Below are 16117 nucleotides of genomic sequence, written 5' to 3' on the forward strand. Positions count from 1 at the left end.
TTGCATAACGCCGGATGGCGCGAGCGACATTTTTTGCACAACCTTCAACGCTTTGCTCAGAATTGAGTATTATTGTGCGACGTTGTGGTGAAGGAACTCGTTAATGAAGCAAATCCGATTACTCGCACAGTACTATGTCGATCTGATGATGAAGCTTGGCCTGGTGCGCTTCTCCATGCTGCTAGCCCTGGCGCTGGTGGTGTTGGCGATTGTTGTCCAGATGGCCGTGACCATGGTGCTGCATGGCCGGGTTGAAAGTATCGATGTGATCCGCTCGATCTTCTTCGGATTACTGATCACCCCTTGGGCAGTTTACTTTCTGTCGGTGGTGGTTGAGCAGCTGGAGGAGTCCCGCCAGCGGCTATCCAGGCTGGTGGAAAAGCTGGAGGAGATGCGCGAGCGCGATCTCAAGCTCAACGTTCAGCTGAAAGATAATATCTCCACGCTCAACAAGGTACTCAACGATCGCGCTATCGCCGAGGCCGAGCGCCAGGCCACCTTTGAGCAACTCAAAATTGAGATGAAAGAGCGCGAGCAGACGCAGATCCAGCTGGAGCAGCAGTCCTCGTTCCTGCGCTCGTTTCTCGACGCCTCGCCGGATCTGGTTTTCTACCGCAACGAAGATAAAGAGTTCTCCGGCTGCAACCGGGCGATGGAGCTGTTAACCGGTAAAAGCGAGAAGCAGTTGGTTAACCTGAAGCCGGACGACGTCTATTCGCCGGAGGCGGCGGAAAAGGTTAACGAAACTGATGAGAAGGTGTTTCGTCATAACGTCTCCCTGACCTATGAGCAGTGGCTGGAGTACCCGGACGGGCGCAAAGCCTGCTTTGAGATCCGCAAGGTGCCCTACTATGACCGGGTGGGTAAACGCCACGGGCTGATGGGCTTTGGCCGGGATATTACCGAGCGCAAGCGTTACCAGGACGCGCTGGAGCGCGCCAGCCGGGACAAGACCACCTTTATCTCCACCATCAGCCACGAGCTGCGCACGCCGCTTAACGGCATCGTTGGCCTGAGCCGTATCCTGCTTGATACCGAGCTGAGCGAAGAGCAGGAGAAGTACCTCAAGACCATCCACGTCTCTGCGGTCACGCTGGGGAATATCTTCAACGATATTATCGACATGGATAAGATGGAGCGCCACAAGGTGCAGTTGGACAACCAGCCGGTAGACTTCACCAGCTTCCGGGCCGATCTCGAAACTCTCTCTGGACTGCAGGCGCAGCAGAAGGGGCTGAGTTTTGTTGTCGAGCCGACGCTGCCCCTGCCGCATAAGGTCATCACCGACGGCACCCGGCTGCGGCAGATCCTGTGGAACCTCATCAGCAACGCGGTTAAGTTCACCCAGCAGGGCCAGGTGACGGTGCGCATTCGCTATGACGATAACGAAATGCTGCGCTTTGAGGTTGAGGACTCCGGTATCGGCATCCCGCCGGTGGAGCAGGATAAAATTTTTGCCATGTACTACCAGGTTAAAGACAAGCACGGCGGCAAACCGGCTACCGGCACGGGGATTGGTCTTGCGGTCTCGCGGCGGCTGGCGAAAAGCATGGGCGGCGATATTACCGTTACCAGCGAGCTGGGCAAAGGTTCGCGCTTTGTGCTGACGGTGCATGCCCCTGCCGTCGCAGAGGAAGTAGAGGACGGGTTCGAGGATGATGAGATGCCGCTCCCGGCCCTGAACGTGCTGCTGGTAGAGGATATCGAACTGAACGTGATCGTGGCGCGATCGGTGCTGGAAAAGCTGGGATGCAGCGTTGACGTTGCCATGACCGGAACAGAGGCGCTGGCGAAGTTTACCCCAGGCGAATACGATCTGCTGCTGCTGGATATCCAGCTACCGGACATGACCGGGCTGGACATCTCTCGTCAGCTGACCCAGAACTACGCCCGGGAGGATCTGCCCCCGCTGGTGGCCTTGACCGCCAACGTGTTGAAAGATAAAAAAGAGTATCTGGATGCGGGAATGGACGAAGTCCTGAGCAAGCCGCTGGCTGTACCGGCGCTGACCGCGATGATCAAGAAGTTTTGGGATACCTGTGAAGACGAGGAGGAGAGTACGGTGGACGCTGTCGATAACGATAAAGCACAGACGCTGTTAGATATTCCGATGCTGGAGCAGTACCTGGAAATCATTGGTCCGAAGGTGATCGTCGACGGCATTGCGATGTTTGAGAAGATGATGCCGGGCTATATTGCGATCCTCGAATCAAACCTGACCGCTCGTGACCAAAAGGGGATCGCGGAAGAGGGACATAAGATCAAGGGTGCGGCGGGCTCGATTGGCCTGCGTCGTCTGCAACAGCTGGGCAAGCAAATTCAGTCTTCCGATCTGCCGGCGTGGTGGGACAACGTAGGCGAATGGATTGAGGAGATGAAGCTGGCCTGGCAGGACGATATTGCGGTGCTTAAGGCGTGGGTCGCCGGGGCGGGCAAAAAATGACCCCGGATAGACCGGGGTGCGCGAATACTGCGCCAACACCAGGGAAATTGTGGCCGTGCCGGTATTTTTAGGGTTGGTTATTCACTGGGCACAGGCGGAAAGAGTGTCAAGCCCGCACATAAGATAGCAAATCTTAACTTATTTGTTATATGAATCGATGAAATGTGTGAAGCATAGCGTCCTTATCGAAATTTTTAATAATCGTCAGCATGTTGCAAGAAAGGATCGGCAAAATGAAAAAAGTGGGAGTGGTACTCAGCGGCTGCGGCGTTAACGACGGAACTGAAATTCATGAGGCCGTCATTACGCTATTAGCGATTGCCCGCAGCGGCGCGGAGGCGGTCTGTTTTGCACCGGATAAACCGCAGTCGGACGTGATCAACCATCTTACCGGCGATCCGATGGCGGAGAGCCGCAACGTGCTTATTGAAGCAGCGCGTATTGCTCGCGGCGCGATCCAGCCGCTAAGCCAGGCCTCTGCCGACGCGCTGGACGCCCTGATTGTTCCCGGCGGCTTCGGTGCGGCAAAGAACCTCAGCAATTTCGCCGCCCAGGGCGCAGAGTGCAGCGTGGATAGCGGCCTGAAGCAGCTGGCGCTGGCGATGCACGCCGCCGGTAAACCGCTGGGGTTTATCTGTATCGCTCCGGCCATGCTGCCGAAAATTTTTGACTTCCCGCTGCGCCTGACCATCGGGACTGACATCGACACCGCCGACGTGCTGGAGGAGATGGGCGCAGAGCATGTGACCTGCCCGGTGGATGACATCGTGGTAGATGAAGAGAACAAGGTCGTCACGACCCCAGCCTATATGGTGGCGCAGAATATTGCCGAGGCCGCCAGCGGCATTGAGAAACTGGTCGCGCGCGTGCTGGTGCTGGCGTAATGGCAGTACGCAGTGCCTCATTGAAGGTAAAAATAAAACGTCTGCTGCTGCGTACGCTGCTGGGGCTGGCCCTGCTCTGGGGCGGCGGCATTCTGCTGTTCAGCTTTATGCCGGTTCCCTTCTCGGCGGTAATGGCGGAGCGTCAGATATCGGCCTGGCTGAGCGGCGATTTCAACTATGTTGCCCACTCTGACTGGGTGGGGATGGATGATATCTCACCCTGGATGGGGCTGGCGGTGATTGCCGCTGAGGATCAAACCTTCCCGACGCACTGGGGCTTTGACGTTAACGCTATCCAGAAAGCAGTTTCCCATAACGAGCGTAACGCCAGCCGGATCCGCGGTGCGTCAACCCTGTCACAACAGACGGCGAAAAATCTCTTCCTCTGGGACGGGCGCAGCTGGCTGCGTAAGGGGCTGGAGGCCGGATTAACGCTTGGCATGGAGACGGTGTGGAGCAAGCGGCGGATCCTGACGGTTTATCTCAATGTCGCCGAATTTGGCGAGGGGGTATTTGGCGTTGAGGCGGCAGCCCAGCGTTATTTTAACAAGCCTGCCAGCCGCCTGACGATGTCAGAGGCCGCGCTGCTGGCGGCCGTGCTACCCAATCCTATCCGCTTTAAGGCCAGTGCCCCTTCAGGCTACGTGCGCAATCGCCAGGCGTGGATTATGCGCCAGCTGGGCGGTGAGGGATTTATGACCCAGCATTCGCTGCACTAAGCCCGTTGGCAAGCGCGGGCTGAGCGATAAAGCGCTGCCACAGGCGGGCCTGCTTACGCGCGCAGGCCCAGCCTGACCAGGTTGCCAGCGGGATCAGCGTGCCTTCGCCAATGTTGTCGCACACTACCGGCACCACTTCATCCACGCTGATGCGGCGGCAAAGCACGTTCTGCGGCTTCAGGTTCATGGTCACAATGCGGTTTTTGCGCAGGTAGCTTTTCAGCGCCCTGAGCAGCGGGTAGAGCGCCTTGCTGTTGCCTGCTTCACGGCACTGGGCGGCATACTCGGTCAGGGTCTTTGACGGGGAGCCGTCAAAGTCGGTGATGATATCGTAGACGTATCCCGTCCCCAGATCGGTTTCGACCGTGCCGTAGTAGCGCGGCAGCCCACTCCAGTCTGTTAAACGGCGAGAGAGATGGGCATAGTAGCTCAGCTCGCGCTTGATCTCTTTATCGCCGCCGCTCTCGTAGTTGTAGATAATCTTGATGCAGCGCTGGGCATTGTCCGGATGCGCATAGCATTGGCGGTGCCGACCGATGCCCAACGGGGTGAGATGAGATAAGCGAATCATACGTTGTCCTGCTTTTTTGGAAATTGTTTTGGAAACAATCCAAGTATGGCCAGGCAACTTAAATGGAAAATAAACGGCTAGCTTAAGGTTATCTTAAGAAAAGGTTGGCAGGAGTTAAGCGCACGAAAAGTACAGTTTGCCTATGTTTTACCTCTGTTGTAGGCCGGGTCAGGCGTAGCCGCCACCCGGCGCAATCGGCACTAATCTTCGTCAAAACCGGCGTTGAACAGGGCAATCACGGCGGCGAGCGCCTCCTGCTCCTGCGGGCCGCTGACCTCAATCTCGATCTGACGGCCTTTGGCGGAGTCGAGCATCAGCAGCGCAATCACGCTGCTGGCCTCCGCCTCGGTGCCTTCGTCATTGCGCAGCAGCACTTCGGCATCAAACCCCTGAACCAGCTCAAACAGTTTCATTGCCGGACGGGCATGCATGCCCAGCGTGTTGGTGATCTCAACGGTCTGCTTAACGGTCATGTTTTGCGTTTTTCCAGCGTACGGTGGCGGGACTGCACGTTTTTACCCCGCGAGCGGAAGTAGTCCGCCAGCTGCTCGGCAATATAGACCGAACGGTGCTTGCCCCCCGTACAGCCGATGGCGACGGTGAGATAGCTGCGGTTGTTGGTCTCCAGCATCGGCAGCCACAGTTCCAGATAGCTGCGAGTCTGGTAGATAAAGTTGTGCACTTCGGTATGCCGATCGAGGAACGCCGCCACCGGTTTATCAAGGCCGGTCATCGGGCGCAGCTTCGGATCCCAGTGCGGGTTCGGCAGGAAGCGGACGTCAAAGACGTAGTCGGCATCGATAGGAATGCCGTGCTTGAAGCCAAACGACTCAAACACCATGGTCAGTTCGCGCTCGCGCTTGCCCAGCAGGCGGGTACGCAGCATCTCTGCCAGCTCATGCACCGACATCTCTGAGGTATCGACGATCAGATCTGCTCGGGAGCGCAGCGGCTCCAGCAGGTCGCTCTCTTCGTCGATAGCGCTCTCCAGCGACAGGTTCTTGCTGGAGAGGGGGTGCAGGCGTCGGGTATCGCTGTAGCGCCGGATCAACGTGTTGCGATCGGCATCAAGGAACAGCAGCTGCGGCGAAAAGGCCGACGGCAGATTGTTCATTGCCTGTTCAAAAATTTCCGGCGACTCTGGCATATTACGCACGTCAATGCTGACGGCCGCAGAGATCTGGCGGTCGGCCAGCGATTTCGCCAGTTCGGGCAACAGCACTACCGGCAGGTTATCCACGCAGTAGAAGCCCATGTCTTCCAGCGCTCGCAGGGCAACTGATTTCCCCGAGCCCGAGCGACCGCTGACGATCATCAGTACCATGTACCGTTTCTCCTCAGGCGAGCAAATAGAAAAGCCTTTTCCCGGCTACGCGTCATCGTGGCTGCCTTCGCTGTCCGTGATGATCTGATACAGCTCCTCATCGCTCTGTGCGGCGCGCAGGCGTCGGCAGATGGTTTTGTCCGCCAGGCGGCGGGCAACGAGAGAGAGCGTGTGCAGATGCGTCTTGGTTTGATCGGCCGGCACCAGCAGGGCAAACAGCAGATCCACCGGCTGGTTATCGATAGCATCAAAGGCGATAGGCGTCTCCAGCTGGACAAAGACGCCGACGGCGCGCAGGGTATCTTCCTCGACCTTGCCATGGGGGATCGCGATACCGTTGCCGATACCGGTACTGCCCATTTTTTCACGGGTCAGGATGGCCTCAAAGACCACCTGCGGCGGCAGGCTAAGCTGCTTGGCAGCCAGCTCGCTGATAATCTCCAGCGCACGCTTTTTACTCTGGCAGTGCACGCCGCTGCGGGTACATTCCTGGTTAAGGACATTGCTCAATTGAAGAGCGGAATCGTTGTTCATCATAAATTCACCTAAGCGTTACTCGTGCAGACAACCTGCTGCGTGACCACAGCAGGTTGCTAACTGCCGTCGAACGCCCGGACAATTAGTGTTGTTTCAGTTTATCTTTATGTTTGTTTAACTGTCGCGCCAGTTTATCAATTAAACCGTCGATAGCCGCATACATGTCTTGCCCTTCCGCACTGGCGTGGAGGTCGCCACCGTTTACGTGCAGTGTGGCGTCCGCGACGTGCGTCACTTTCTCCACTTTTAACACAATGTAGACCTGATTGATCCGCTCGAAGTACTGCTCCAGCTTAGCAAATTTTGTACCGACAAAATCGCGCAGTGCTTCAGTAATTTCGACATTGTGCCCTGTAATGTTGAGCTGCATAGTGTCTTCCTTATCGGTTGGGTCAGACCAGCTGCTTGCGCTGGTTAGACGGCGGGATGGATAAAGACTCTCGATACTTCGCAACGGTGCGGCGAGCCACCATGATACCCTGGTCGGACAGCAGGGTGGTCAACTTACTGTCACTCAGTGGTTTCGCAGGATTTTCTGCGGCTATCAGCTTCTTCACCAGCGCGCGGATGGCCGTTGACGAGGCTTCGCCACCGCCTTCGGTATTTACGTGGCTAGAGAAGAAGTATTTAAGCTCAAAAATACCTCTCGGGCTGTGGAGGTACTTCTGGGTTGTCACGCGTGAAATGGTAGATTCGTGCATCTCGACGGCCTGGGCGATATCCGCCAGCACCATCGGTTTCATAAACTCTTCGCCTTTATCGAAAAAGGCCTGCTGCTGTTCTACGATGCAGCGACTGACGCGTAGCAGGGTATCGTTGCGGCTCTCCAGGCTCTTAATCAGCCATTTGGCTTCCTGAAGATTGCTGCGGATAAACTGGCTGTCGGCATCGTTACGCGTGCCGCTGCACATGGCGGCGTAGTGCTGGTTAATCTGCAAACGTGGAATGCTGTCAGCGTTCAGCTCGACCATCCAGCGGCCATTGTGCTTGCGCACCAGCACGTCGGGGATCACATACTCCGGCTCGCCGGTCTGGATCGACTGGCCAGGGCGTGGATCCAGCGATTGGATCAAGTTCACCGCCTCTTTCAGCACCTCTTCCTTCAGGCGGGTAACGCGCATCAGGGTGCGGAAATCGTGGTTCCCCAGCAGATCGAGGTGATCGCTGATGATCAGTTTGGCTTCGGCCCGCCACGGCGTATCGCTGGCGAACTGGGAGAGCTGGATCAGCAGGCAGTCGCGCAGATCTCTTGCCGCCACGCCCACCGGATCGAAACGCTGGACGCGTTTCAGCACCGCTTCGACCTCGTCCAGCCCCACGTTGCTGTCACCCATGCTGTCGAGGATATCCTCCAGAGAGACGGTCAGGTAGCCGGTCTCATCCACGGCGTCGACAATGGAGGTGGCAATAGCGCGATCGGTATCAGAGAAGGGGGTCAGCTCCACCTGCCACATCAGGTAGTCCTGTAGTGACTGGGTGGTCTCGCCCTGGTAGACGGGAAGCTCGTCGTCCTGATAGTCCACGCCGTTGCCCGACGGCGTACCGGCGGTGTAGATCTCATCCCAACTGGCATCCAGCGGCAGCTCCTCGGGCATATCTTTCTGCTCAAGGGCGTCGGCGGAGTCTAACGTTTCGGTATCCTGGGTCTGCTGGGCATCTATCTCATCGTGAAGATCGGTTTGCTCCAGCAGCGGGTTGCTATCCAGCGCCTGCTGAAGTTCTTGCTGAAGTTCCAGCGTCGAGAGCTGCAACAGACGAATAGCCTGTTGCAGTTGGGGCGTCATGGCGAGCTGTTGGCTTAGCCGCAGTTGCAAACCTTGCTTCATGTTCAGAGCACTTCTCTCCCGCTAAAACATTACCGTCATTAACCCTATCAGAGTCTGAAGTCTTCCCCAAGATATACGCGTTTAACCTGTTCGTCTTCAAGGATTTGCTGCGGCGTACCGTGGGCAATCAGATGCCCCTGGCTGACGATGTAGGCGCGTTCACACACGGCCAGCGTCTCGCGCACGTTGTGATCGGTGATCAGCACGCCGAGTCCGCTGTCGCGCAGGTGCTCAATGATGCGCTTAATGTCGATAACCGAGATGGGGTCAACGCCAGCAAAGGGTTCATCCAGCAGGATAAATTTAGGATTTGCCGCCAGCGCACGGGCGATCTCAACGCGGCGGCGTTCACCGCCGGAGAGGGCCTGGCCGAGGCTGTCGCGCAGGTGCTCAATGTGAAACTCTTCCATCAGCTCATTGGCGCGGTCCTCGCGCTGCTCTGAGGAGAGATCGTCACGAATTTGCAGCACCGCCATTAAATTATCGTACACGCTCAGGCGGCGGAAAATAGAGGCCTCCTGCGGCAGATAGCCGATACCACGGCGCGCGCGGGCGTGCAGCGGCAGCAGGCTGATATCTTCGTCATCGATAATGATGTTACCCGCGTCGCGGGATACAATGCCAACGACCATGTAAAACGTGGTGGTTTTACCCGCCCCGTTAGGGCCAAGCAGGCCCACAATTTCGCCGGATTTTACGGTCAGGCTAACATCCTCGACCACACGGCGGCCTTTATAGGCTTTAGCAAGATTTTTTGCAGTTAACGTTGCCATAACGAATTAGTTACTCTTCTTCGGGGCCGGTGCCGGTTTATTGCCTTTGTCCTGCAGCTGGGATGGAACCAGGACGGTGGTCACGCGCTTGCCTTTTTCGCTAAACGCCTGCATTTTTTGCTCTTTGACCAGATAGGTAATTTTGTCGCCGGTGATATTGCTGTCCTGCTGCTCCAGGAAGGCGTTGCCGGTCAGCACCACGAAGTCATTTTGCAGCTCGTAGTGCAGCTGGCCAGCATGACCCTGCACCGGCTTACCGTTATCCTGCATCTGGTAGAAGGTGGCCGGGTTGCCGTAGCCATCAATGACCTCTTTGCCTTCCTGACCGCCCGGACGGGTAACGACCACTTTATCGGCGTTGATCTTAATCGTGCCCTGAGTCACCACCACGTTGCCGGTGAAGGTGACCACGTTGCCCTGCATATCCAGAGACTGCTGGTCAGATTCAATATGGATCGGCTGATCGGTATCGCCGGTCACCGCCAGCGCCGGGACAGACGCGGCCAGAAGTACGCTGGCAAGCGCAAGATTAAGGCTGAGTTTGTTTATTTTGAATTTCATAGGAGGTTCTAACCTTTTCAATCAGCTCGGCGTTTTGGCTGCGTAAGTTGCCGCGCATTTTCAGGCCGCTGGAATTAAATGTTGTACCGTATAACGTGACCAGATCGTTCGAGGTAACATCCTGAGTAATCAGGTTAATCTGCGCGTTATCCGTCGTGATTTTCCGCAGTTGGGACTCTGCTGTCAGGGCATTGACCTCAACATGTCCATAAAGATACAGCATACGGTCATCAGTCAGTTTGGCTTTATCTGACCTAATCGACCAGGTGGGTACTTTATTTTCGTCAAAGGTGGTTAATACCGGTTGCGTAAACCAGGAGACTGCCTGGTCAGAGAAATACTCCACGTGCTGTGCGATCAGGCGATAGTTCAGCGCCCCTTCCGGGCTGTAGACCACGCTATCGGTATGCTCGCTGCGGTAGGTTGGCTCACTATTGTTGATTGCCACCTCGCTGTCGTCATCCCGATCGGTCAGGTTGACGCCAATCAATACCAGCACCGCCAGCGATAGCAGAATGATAACCCAACGTCTGGTTTTACTCATATTGATTGCCCTTTGGCCTCTTCCAGTTTGCCCTGCGCCAGCAGCAGCAGATCGCAGACTTCACGTACCGCGCCGCGTCCACCCTGAATATGCGTAACGTAGTCCGCACGCGGCAGCAGCAGCGGGTGCGCATCGGCCACGGCCACGCTTAACCCAATTTCCGCCATTACCGGCCAGTCGATCAGGTCGTCACCCACGTAGGCGACCTCATCGGCGCTGACGGCGAGCGTTGCGAGCAGCTCCCGGTAGGCGATCAGCTTGTCTGCCTGCCCCTGATAGAGATGCGTGATCCCCAGCGTAGCGCAGCGGTCTTCCAGCAGTTTGGCCTTGCGGCCGGTGATGATCGCCACCTCGATGCCCGAGGTCAACGCGCAGCGGATGCCGTAGCCGTCGCGCACGTTGAACGCTTTCAGCTCTTCACCATTATTACCCATAAAAATCAGGCCGTCAGACATTACGCCATCGACGTCCAGGATCAGCAGGCGGATCTTCTCCGCCTTTGCTATCACTTGCGTACTGACCGGCCCGTAGCAGGTCGCCAGTGACGCACCAGCATTACTCATTCTCGTATCCTTTTTACACTACGCCTGCGCGCAGCAGATCGTGCATATGTACCACACCCAGCAGCTGGTCGCCATCGGCAACCATCACCGCCGTAATATGGCGGGACTGCATCAGGTTCAGGACGTCAACCGCCAGGGTGCCTGAGCGAACGCGAATGCCGCCGGGGGTCATCACGTCAGCGATACCCAGGCTTCTCACGTCCGCACCCATATCAAACACGCGGCGCAGGTCGCCATCGGTGAAGATGCCTTCAATTTTCATCAGGTCGTCGCACACCACCGTCATACCCAGGTTTTTGCGGGTGATCTCCAGCAGCGCGTCACGCAGGGAGGCCTCTTTGCTGACGTGGGGGATCTCATCCCCGGTGTGCATAATATCGTTTACCCGCAGCAGCAGCTTGCGTCCGAGCGCGCCGCCGGGGTGGGAGAGGGCAAAATCCTCCGCCGTAAAGCCGCGCGCCTTTAACAGCGCTACCGCCAGCGCGTCGCCCATGACCAGCGCTGCCGTGGTGCTGGAGGTGGGGGCCAGCCCCAGCGGACAGGCTTCACGCGGCACTTTGACGCACAGATGAATATCCGCCGCCCGCGCCATGCTGCTCTCCGGACGGCTGGTGACGCAGATCAACGGCACCTGCAAGCGTTTCAGCACCGGAATAAGCGCGAGGATCTCGTTAGATTCGCCGGAGTTCGACAGGGCGATAACGATATCCTGCGGGGCAACCATGCCGAGATCGCCGTGGGCGGCCTCGCCTGGATGAACAAAGAACGACGGCGTGCCGGTGCTGGCAAAGGTCGCCGCCATTTTGCGCCCGATATGACCAGATTTGCCCATGCCCATCACTACCACTTTACCGGCGCAGTAGAACATCTTTTCGCAGGCTTCGGTAAAGTCTTCGTTGATATAGCGGTCAAGCTCGGCCAGGCCTTCACGTTCAATGGTCAGTACATCCCTGCCTGCCTGTTGAAAGTCAAAGCCCGGCGGCAAATCTATGTGCGACATAATAGGTTTCCGATTATCCAGTGATATACGGCGATAGCCAGTAGAGCATCGCCATCCATATGATAAAACCGCCGATCAGCAGCGCCCCTGCACCTCGGCCCGTCTGGCGCTGCCGACGCCAGCACAGCAGGGCAAAGATCACGCTCACCGCCAGCATCACGCCGTAGTCACGCGTAAAGGCCAGTGGGTTAAAGGAGCCGGGCACAATCAGCGCGGGCAGGCCCAGCACAATGGCGATATTAATAATGCTGGAGCCGATGATGTTACCAATGGCAATATCATCTTCGCCTTTCCGGGTGCCAGCGATAGCGGTAGCCAGCTCCGGCAGACTAGTGCCAATGGCAATGACCGTCAGGCCGATGGTCAGCTCGCTCATCCCCAGCACATTAGCCAACACCGTGGCGTTATCAATCACCATCCGGGTGGCCATTGGCATGACGATCAGTGCGACCCCCAGCCAGAGGAACGCCACCGACAGGCTGCCTTCACGGGGCAGCTCTGCCAGCTGCTCCCGCGTCAGGCTATCGTTGCCCTGGCGGCCAATCTTAACAATGAATACCAGCCAGAGCACGGCTAATAGCAGTAAAAAGAGACCGTCGCCCCGGCTAAGCTGGCCATCGTACAGCACCACGCCAGCCAACGCGCTAACGATCAACATTAGCGGGATTTCGCGGCGCAGAATATCAGAATGTACGGTAAATGGATGGAATAGGGCCGCCAGACCGAGGATTAGCAGAATATTGACAATGTTAGAGCCCAGCGCGGTGCCAATGGCCAGATCCATCTGCCCATGCAGGGACGCGGCCATCGAGACCATGATTTCTGGTAGGGAGGTGCCGATGGTGACCACCGTCATGCCGATGATCAGCGGCGGGATCCCGATGCTACGGCAGAGAATAGATGCGGCAAACACCAGACGATCGGCACTGTAGACCACCAAAAGTAAACCAATAATTAACAGCGCCATCGCTAAAAGCATCTAAAGTCCTTTCTTCAGGTATAATCGCCGGTCCGCAGTCAGCGATCGCAGGCGAGAAAAGGATCGGTTAGACACAGCGAGTCCTAATTTTGACTTTAAGCGGCTTAAAAGTAAAACAAATGCCAGCTTTAGCTAACCTATGCACACAATATTCTGTAAAAATATCGTGACCAGGCGTAATGACGCGCCCCGGTGACACCTAATAAGGCAGAAGGAAAAGTAAATGAGCCAGACGATGGCGAATTTAGTCGATGTCCGTGGCGTCAGCTTCTCCCGTGGCAATCGGTGTATCTTCGACAATATTTCACTGACGGTGCCGCGGGGAAAGATCACCGCGATCATGGGGCCGTCAGGGATCGGTAAAACCACGCTGCTGCGCCTGATCGGTGGGCAGATCCCACCGGATGGCGGTGAGATCCTGTTTGACGGCGAAAACGTACCGGCTATGTCGCGTACCCGCCTCTACACCGTGCGCAAGCGCATGAGCATGCTGTTCCAGTCCGGGGCGCTATTTACCGATATGACCGTGTTTGACAACGTGGCCTATCCGCTGCGCGAGCATACGCATCTGCCGCCTGCGCTGCTTAAAAGCACGGTGATGATGAAGCTGGAGGCCGTTGGCCTGCGCGGCGCGGCGAAGCTGATGCCGTCCGAGCTCTCCGGCGGCATGGCCCGGCGGGCGGCACTGGCGCGGGCGATTGCTCTGGAGCCGGATCTGATCATGTTTGATGAGCCTTTTGTCGGCCAGGATCCCATCACCATGGGCGTGCTGGTCAAGCTTATCTCTGAGCTGAACAGCGCCCTGGGCGTTACCTGCATCGTGGTCTCCCACGACGTGCCCGAGGTATTGAGTATTGCCGACTACGCCTATATCGTGGCCGACAAAAAGATCGTTGCCCACGGCAGCGCGCAGGGACTCCAGGAGAATGCCGATCCCCGGGTACGCCAGTTCCTTGACGGCATTGCGGATGGCCCGGTGCCGTTCCGCTATCCGGCAGGTGACTACCTTCACGATTTATTAGGAACAGGGAGCTAAGCCACTCATGCTGTTAAATGCACTGGCATCGCTTGGACATCGCGGGATCAAAACGATCGCGACGTTCGGGCGCGCCGGGTTGATGTTATTCAATGCGCTGGTCGGCAAGCCCGAGTTTCGCAAGCACGCCCCGCTGCTGATCCGCCAGCTCTATAATGTGGGCGTGCTCTCGATGCTCATCATCCTGGTCTCCGGGGTGTTCATCGGCATGGTGCTTGGGCTTCAGGGCTACCTGGTGCTCACCACCTACAGCGCCGAAACCAGTCTCGGTATGCTGGTGGCGCTGTCGCTGCTGCGCGAGCTGGGGCCGGTGGTTGCCGCGCTGCTGTTTGCCGGGCGGGCCGGGTCGGCGCTGACGGCAGAAATCGGCCTGATGCGGGCAACCGAGCAGCTCTCCAGCATGGAGATGATGGCTGTGGATCCGCTGCGCCGGGTGATTTCGCCACGCTTCTGGGCGGGGGTGATCTCGCTGCCGCTGCTGACCATTATGTTTGTCGCGGTTGGCATCTGGGGCGGCTCGCTGGTGGGCGTAAACTGGAAAGGCATCGATTCCGGCTTCTTCTGGACGGCGATGCAAAACGCCGTCGATCTGCGCCTCGATCTGGTGAACTGCCTGATCAAAAGCGTGGTGTTCGCTATTACTGTTACCTGGATCGCGCTGTTTAATGGTTATGACGCGATCCCCACGTCGGCAGGGATCAGCCGGGCCACCACACGTACCGTTGTGCACTCATCGTTGACCATTCTCGGCCTCGATTTTGTGCTCACCGCTCTGATGTTTGGGAACTGAGTAGATGCAAACGAAAAAAACAGAAATTTGGGTGGGTATTTTTCTTCTGATTGCCCTGCTGGCAGCGCTTTTTATCTGCCTGAAGGCGGCGGACGTCGCCTCTATGCGGAGTGAACCCACCTACCGGATCACCGCCACCTTCGACAACATTGGCGGCGTTAAGGTCCACTCGCCGGTACGTATCGGCGGCGTCGTGGTGGGGCGCGTGGCCGATATCGAACTCGATCCGAAAACCTACCTGCCGCGCGTGTCGCTGGATATCGAAGAGCGCTATAACCAGATCCCGGATACCAGCTCGCTGGCTATTCGTACTTCTGGCCTGCTGGGAGAACAATATCTGGCGCTTAACGTCGGTTTTGACGATCCCGAGCTGGGAAGTTCTATGCTTAAAGACGGCAGCACCATTCAGGATACCAAGTCCGCCATGGTACTTGAGGACCTGATCGGACAATTCCTTTACAACAGCAAAGGTAGCGACAATAAGAGTTCAGGTGATGCGCCAGCGCCGGGCGCTGCTGATACTGACGTTGCACCGTCCGCCACCCCGACGAATCCATAAGGAGAAGTGACGCATGTTTAAACGACTGTTAATGATTGCCGTACTGGCTATTGCTCCGCTGACGGCAGCTACCGCCGCCGACCAGAGCAACCCGTACACGCTGATGCAGGAAGCGGCGAAAAAGACCTTCGATCGCCTTAAAACCGAGCAGCCGAAAATCCGCGCTAACCCTGACTACCTGCGTGAGGTAGTCGATCAAGAACTGCTGCCTTATGTCCAGGTGAAATACGCTGGCGCACTGGTGCTGGGCCGCTACTACAAAGAGGCGACCCCTGCTCAGCGTGATGCCTACTTTGCCGCTTTCCGAGAGTACCTGAAGCAGGCCTACGGCCAGGCGCTGGCGATGTATAACGGTCAGACCTACCAGATTGCGCCAGAGCAGCCGCTGGGTAACGCCACCATCGTGCCGATCCGCGTCACCATTAACGATCCAAATGGCCGTCCGCCGGTACGCCTCGACTTCCAGTGGCGTAAAAATAGCCAGACTGGTAACTGGCAGGCCTATGACATGATTGCCGAAGGCATCAGCATGATCACCACTAAACAGAACGAGTGGAGCGACCTGCTGCGTACCAAAGGCATTGACGGTCTGACCGCACAGCTGAAATCGATCTCCCAGCAGAAAATCACCCTGGACGAGAAAAAATAATGGCTGACCAGCTACGCTGGACGCGCGATGGCGAGCGGCTGGCTCTCCAGGGAGAGCTGGACCAGGACGTATTGAATGAGCTGTGGGAGGCGAGGGCGCAGGCGTTGAATGGCGTTGACGTCATCGACCTCACCGGGGTCGCCCGCGTTGATACCGCCGGGGTGGCCCTGCTGGTTCACCTGGTGGCCTTTGCCCGCAAACAGGGACGCGAGGTGATGCTTGAGGGCGTCAGCGATAAGGTCCGAACCCTGGCGCAGCTCTATAACCTGCCTGCCGACGCGCTGCCACACTAATATTTTCAGTACGTTACTACTCATAGCCTCGCTTGATTGATAAGCGAGGCTTTTTGCTTATTTAAG

The 16117-nt window shown here is 57.1% G+C and carries 20 protein-coding genes; 8 read left to right on the forward strand and 12 right to left on the reverse strand.

Annotated features, from left to right (window positions below):
- Positions 1-103 precede the first annotated feature (103 nt).
- The 3 genes from arcB (at position 104) to mtgA (ending at position 4046) form a co-directional block, all read left to right on the forward strand.
- A complete protein-coding gene (gene arcB, locus FN633_RS11365; protein ID WP_154057786.1) occupies positions 104-2443 on the forward strand; it encodes an aerobic respiration two-component sensor histidine kinase ArcB in 2340 nt (779 codons plus the stop codon).
- 233 nt (positions 2444-2676) lie between these two features.
- A complete protein-coding gene (elbB, locus tag FN633_RS11370; RefSeq protein ID WP_154057787.1) occupies positions 2677-3327 on the forward strand; it encodes an isoprenoid biosynthesis glyoxalase ElbB in 651 nt (216 codons plus the stop codon).
- Entirely contained in the window at positions 3327-4046 is a 720-nt protein-coding gene (mtgA, locus tag FN633_RS11375; protein ID WP_154057788.1) for a monofunctional biosynthetic peptidoglycan transglycosylase, read from the forward strand. The genes elbB and mtgA overlap by 1 nt, the downstream gene beginning before the upstream one ends.
- Here mtgA and yrbL read toward each other — a convergent pair.
- From yrbL to FN633_RS11435, 12 genes are all read right to left on the reverse strand, one after another.
- On the reverse strand, positions 4021-4617 hold the full coding sequence (gene yrbL / locus FN633_RS11380) for a PhoP regulatory network protein YrbL (RefSeq protein ID WP_154057789.1): 597 nt from the start codon (positions 4615-4617) through the stop codon (positions 4021-4023). The two genes, mtgA and yrbL, sit on opposite strands and share 26 nt — an antisense overlap.
- A gap of 200 nt (positions 4618-4817) precedes the next feature.
- Entirely contained in the window at positions 4818-5090 is a 273-nt protein-coding gene (gene npr / locus FN633_RS11385; RefSeq protein WP_042390070.1) for a PTS phosphocarrier protein NPr, read from the reverse strand.
- Complete coding sequence (gene rapZ, locus FN633_RS11390; RefSeq protein WP_042390071.1) at positions 5087-5941, reverse strand: RNase adapter RapZ; 855 nt, start codon at positions 5939-5941, stop codon at positions 5087-5089. The genes npr and rapZ overlap by 4 nt, the downstream gene beginning before the upstream one ends.
- A 45-nt stretch (positions 5942-5986) precedes the next feature.
- Positions 5987-6478 (reverse strand): PTS IIA-like nitrogen regulatory protein PtsN, encoded by a 492-nt coding sequence (ptsN, locus tag FN633_RS11395; RefSeq protein WP_144817462.1) that lies wholly within the window; start codon positions 6476-6478, stop codon positions 5987-5989.
- Between the two features lie 82 nt (positions 6479-6560).
- On the reverse strand, positions 6561-6848 hold the full coding sequence (hpf, locus tag FN633_RS11400) for a ribosome hibernation promoting factor (RefSeq protein WP_042390073.1): 288 nt from the start codon (positions 6846-6848) through the stop codon (positions 6561-6563).
- Positions 6849-6870: 22 nt separating this feature from the next.
- Positions 6871-8304: an RNA polymerase factor sigma-54 gene (gene rpoN, locus FN633_RS11405; protein WP_154057790.1), complete on the reverse strand. Its 1434-nt coding sequence runs from the start codon at positions 8302-8304 to the stop codon at positions 6871-6873.
- A gap of 47 nt (positions 8305-8351) precedes the next feature.
- Positions 8352-9077, reverse strand: a complete 726-nt coding sequence (gene lptB / locus FN633_RS11410; protein WP_042390075.1) for an LPS export ABC transporter ATP-binding protein — start codon at positions 9075-9077, stop codon at positions 8352-8354.
- Between the two features lie 6 nt (positions 9078-9083).
- A complete protein-coding gene (lptA, locus tag FN633_RS11415; protein WP_154057791.1) occupies positions 9084-9638 on the reverse strand; it encodes a lipopolysaccharide ABC transporter substrate-binding protein LptA in 555 nt (184 codons plus the stop codon).
- Positions 9607-10182 (reverse strand): LPS export ABC transporter periplasmic protein LptC, encoded by a 576-nt coding sequence (lptC, locus tag FN633_RS11420; RefSeq protein ID WP_042390077.1) that lies wholly within the window; start codon positions 10180-10182, stop codon positions 9607-9609. Before lptC ends, lptA begins: the two co-directional genes overlap by 32 nt.
- Positions 10179-10745, reverse strand: a complete 567-nt coding sequence (kdsC, locus tag FN633_RS11425) for a 3-deoxy-manno-octulosonate-8-phosphatase KdsC (RefSeq protein ID WP_154057792.1) — start codon at positions 10743-10745, stop codon at positions 10179-10181. The genes lptC and kdsC overlap by 4 nt, the downstream gene beginning before the upstream one ends.
- Positions 10746-10758: 13 nt before the next feature.
- Complete coding sequence (gene kdsD, locus FN633_RS11430; protein ID WP_154057793.1) at positions 10759-11745, reverse strand: arabinose-5-phosphate isomerase KdsD; 987 nt, start codon at positions 11743-11745, stop codon at positions 10759-10761.
- 13 nt (positions 11746-11758) lie between these two features.
- Positions 11759-12724 (reverse strand): calcium/sodium antiporter, encoded by a 966-nt coding sequence (locus FN633_RS11435; protein ID WP_154057794.1) that lies wholly within the window; start codon positions 12722-12724, stop codon positions 11759-11761.
- A 223-nt stretch (positions 12725-12947) separates the two neighbouring features.
- Between FN633_RS11435 and mlaF the strand changes: the two genes are divergently transcribed.
- From mlaF to mlaB, 5 genes are read left to right on the forward strand one after another with little or no spacing between them, the layout of a single operon-like run.
- A complete protein-coding gene (gene mlaF, locus FN633_RS11440; RefSeq protein WP_103821353.1) occupies positions 12948-13760 on the forward strand; it encodes a phospholipid ABC transporter ATP-binding protein MlaF in 813 nt (270 codons plus the stop codon).
- Between the two features lie 7 nt (positions 13761-13767).
- Positions 13768-14550 carry a lipid asymmetry maintenance ABC transporter permease subunit MlaE gene (gene mlaE / locus FN633_RS11445; protein WP_042390083.1) on the forward strand — a complete coding sequence of 261 codons (783 nt, stop codon included), beginning with the start codon at positions 13768-13770 and terminating at the stop codon, positions 14548-14550.
- A 4-nt stretch (positions 14551-14554) separates the two neighbouring features.
- Complete coding sequence (mlaD, locus tag FN633_RS11450; protein ID WP_042390085.1) at positions 14555-15109, forward strand: outer membrane lipid asymmetry maintenance protein MlaD; 555 nt, start codon at positions 14555-14557, stop codon at positions 15107-15109.
- A 13-nt stretch (positions 15110-15122) separates the two neighbouring features.
- Complete coding sequence (mlaC, locus tag FN633_RS11455) at positions 15123-15758, forward strand: phospholipid-binding protein MlaC (protein ID WP_042390087.1); 636 nt, start codon at positions 15123-15125, stop codon at positions 15756-15758.
- Positions 15758-16051, forward strand: coding sequence for a lipid asymmetry maintenance protein MlaB (mlaB, locus tag FN633_RS11460; RefSeq protein WP_042390088.1), 294 nt, complete (start codon positions 15758-15760; stop codon positions 16049-16051). Before mlaC ends, mlaB begins: the two co-directional genes overlap by 1 nt.
- The last annotated feature ends 66 nt before the right edge of the window (positions 16052-16117 follow it).

It is taken from the genome of Pseudescherichia vulneris (assembly GCF_902164725.1).
Classification (GTDB): Bacteria; Pseudomonadota; Gammaproteobacteria; order Enterobacterales; family Enterobacteriaceae; genus Pseudescherichia; species Pseudescherichia vulneris.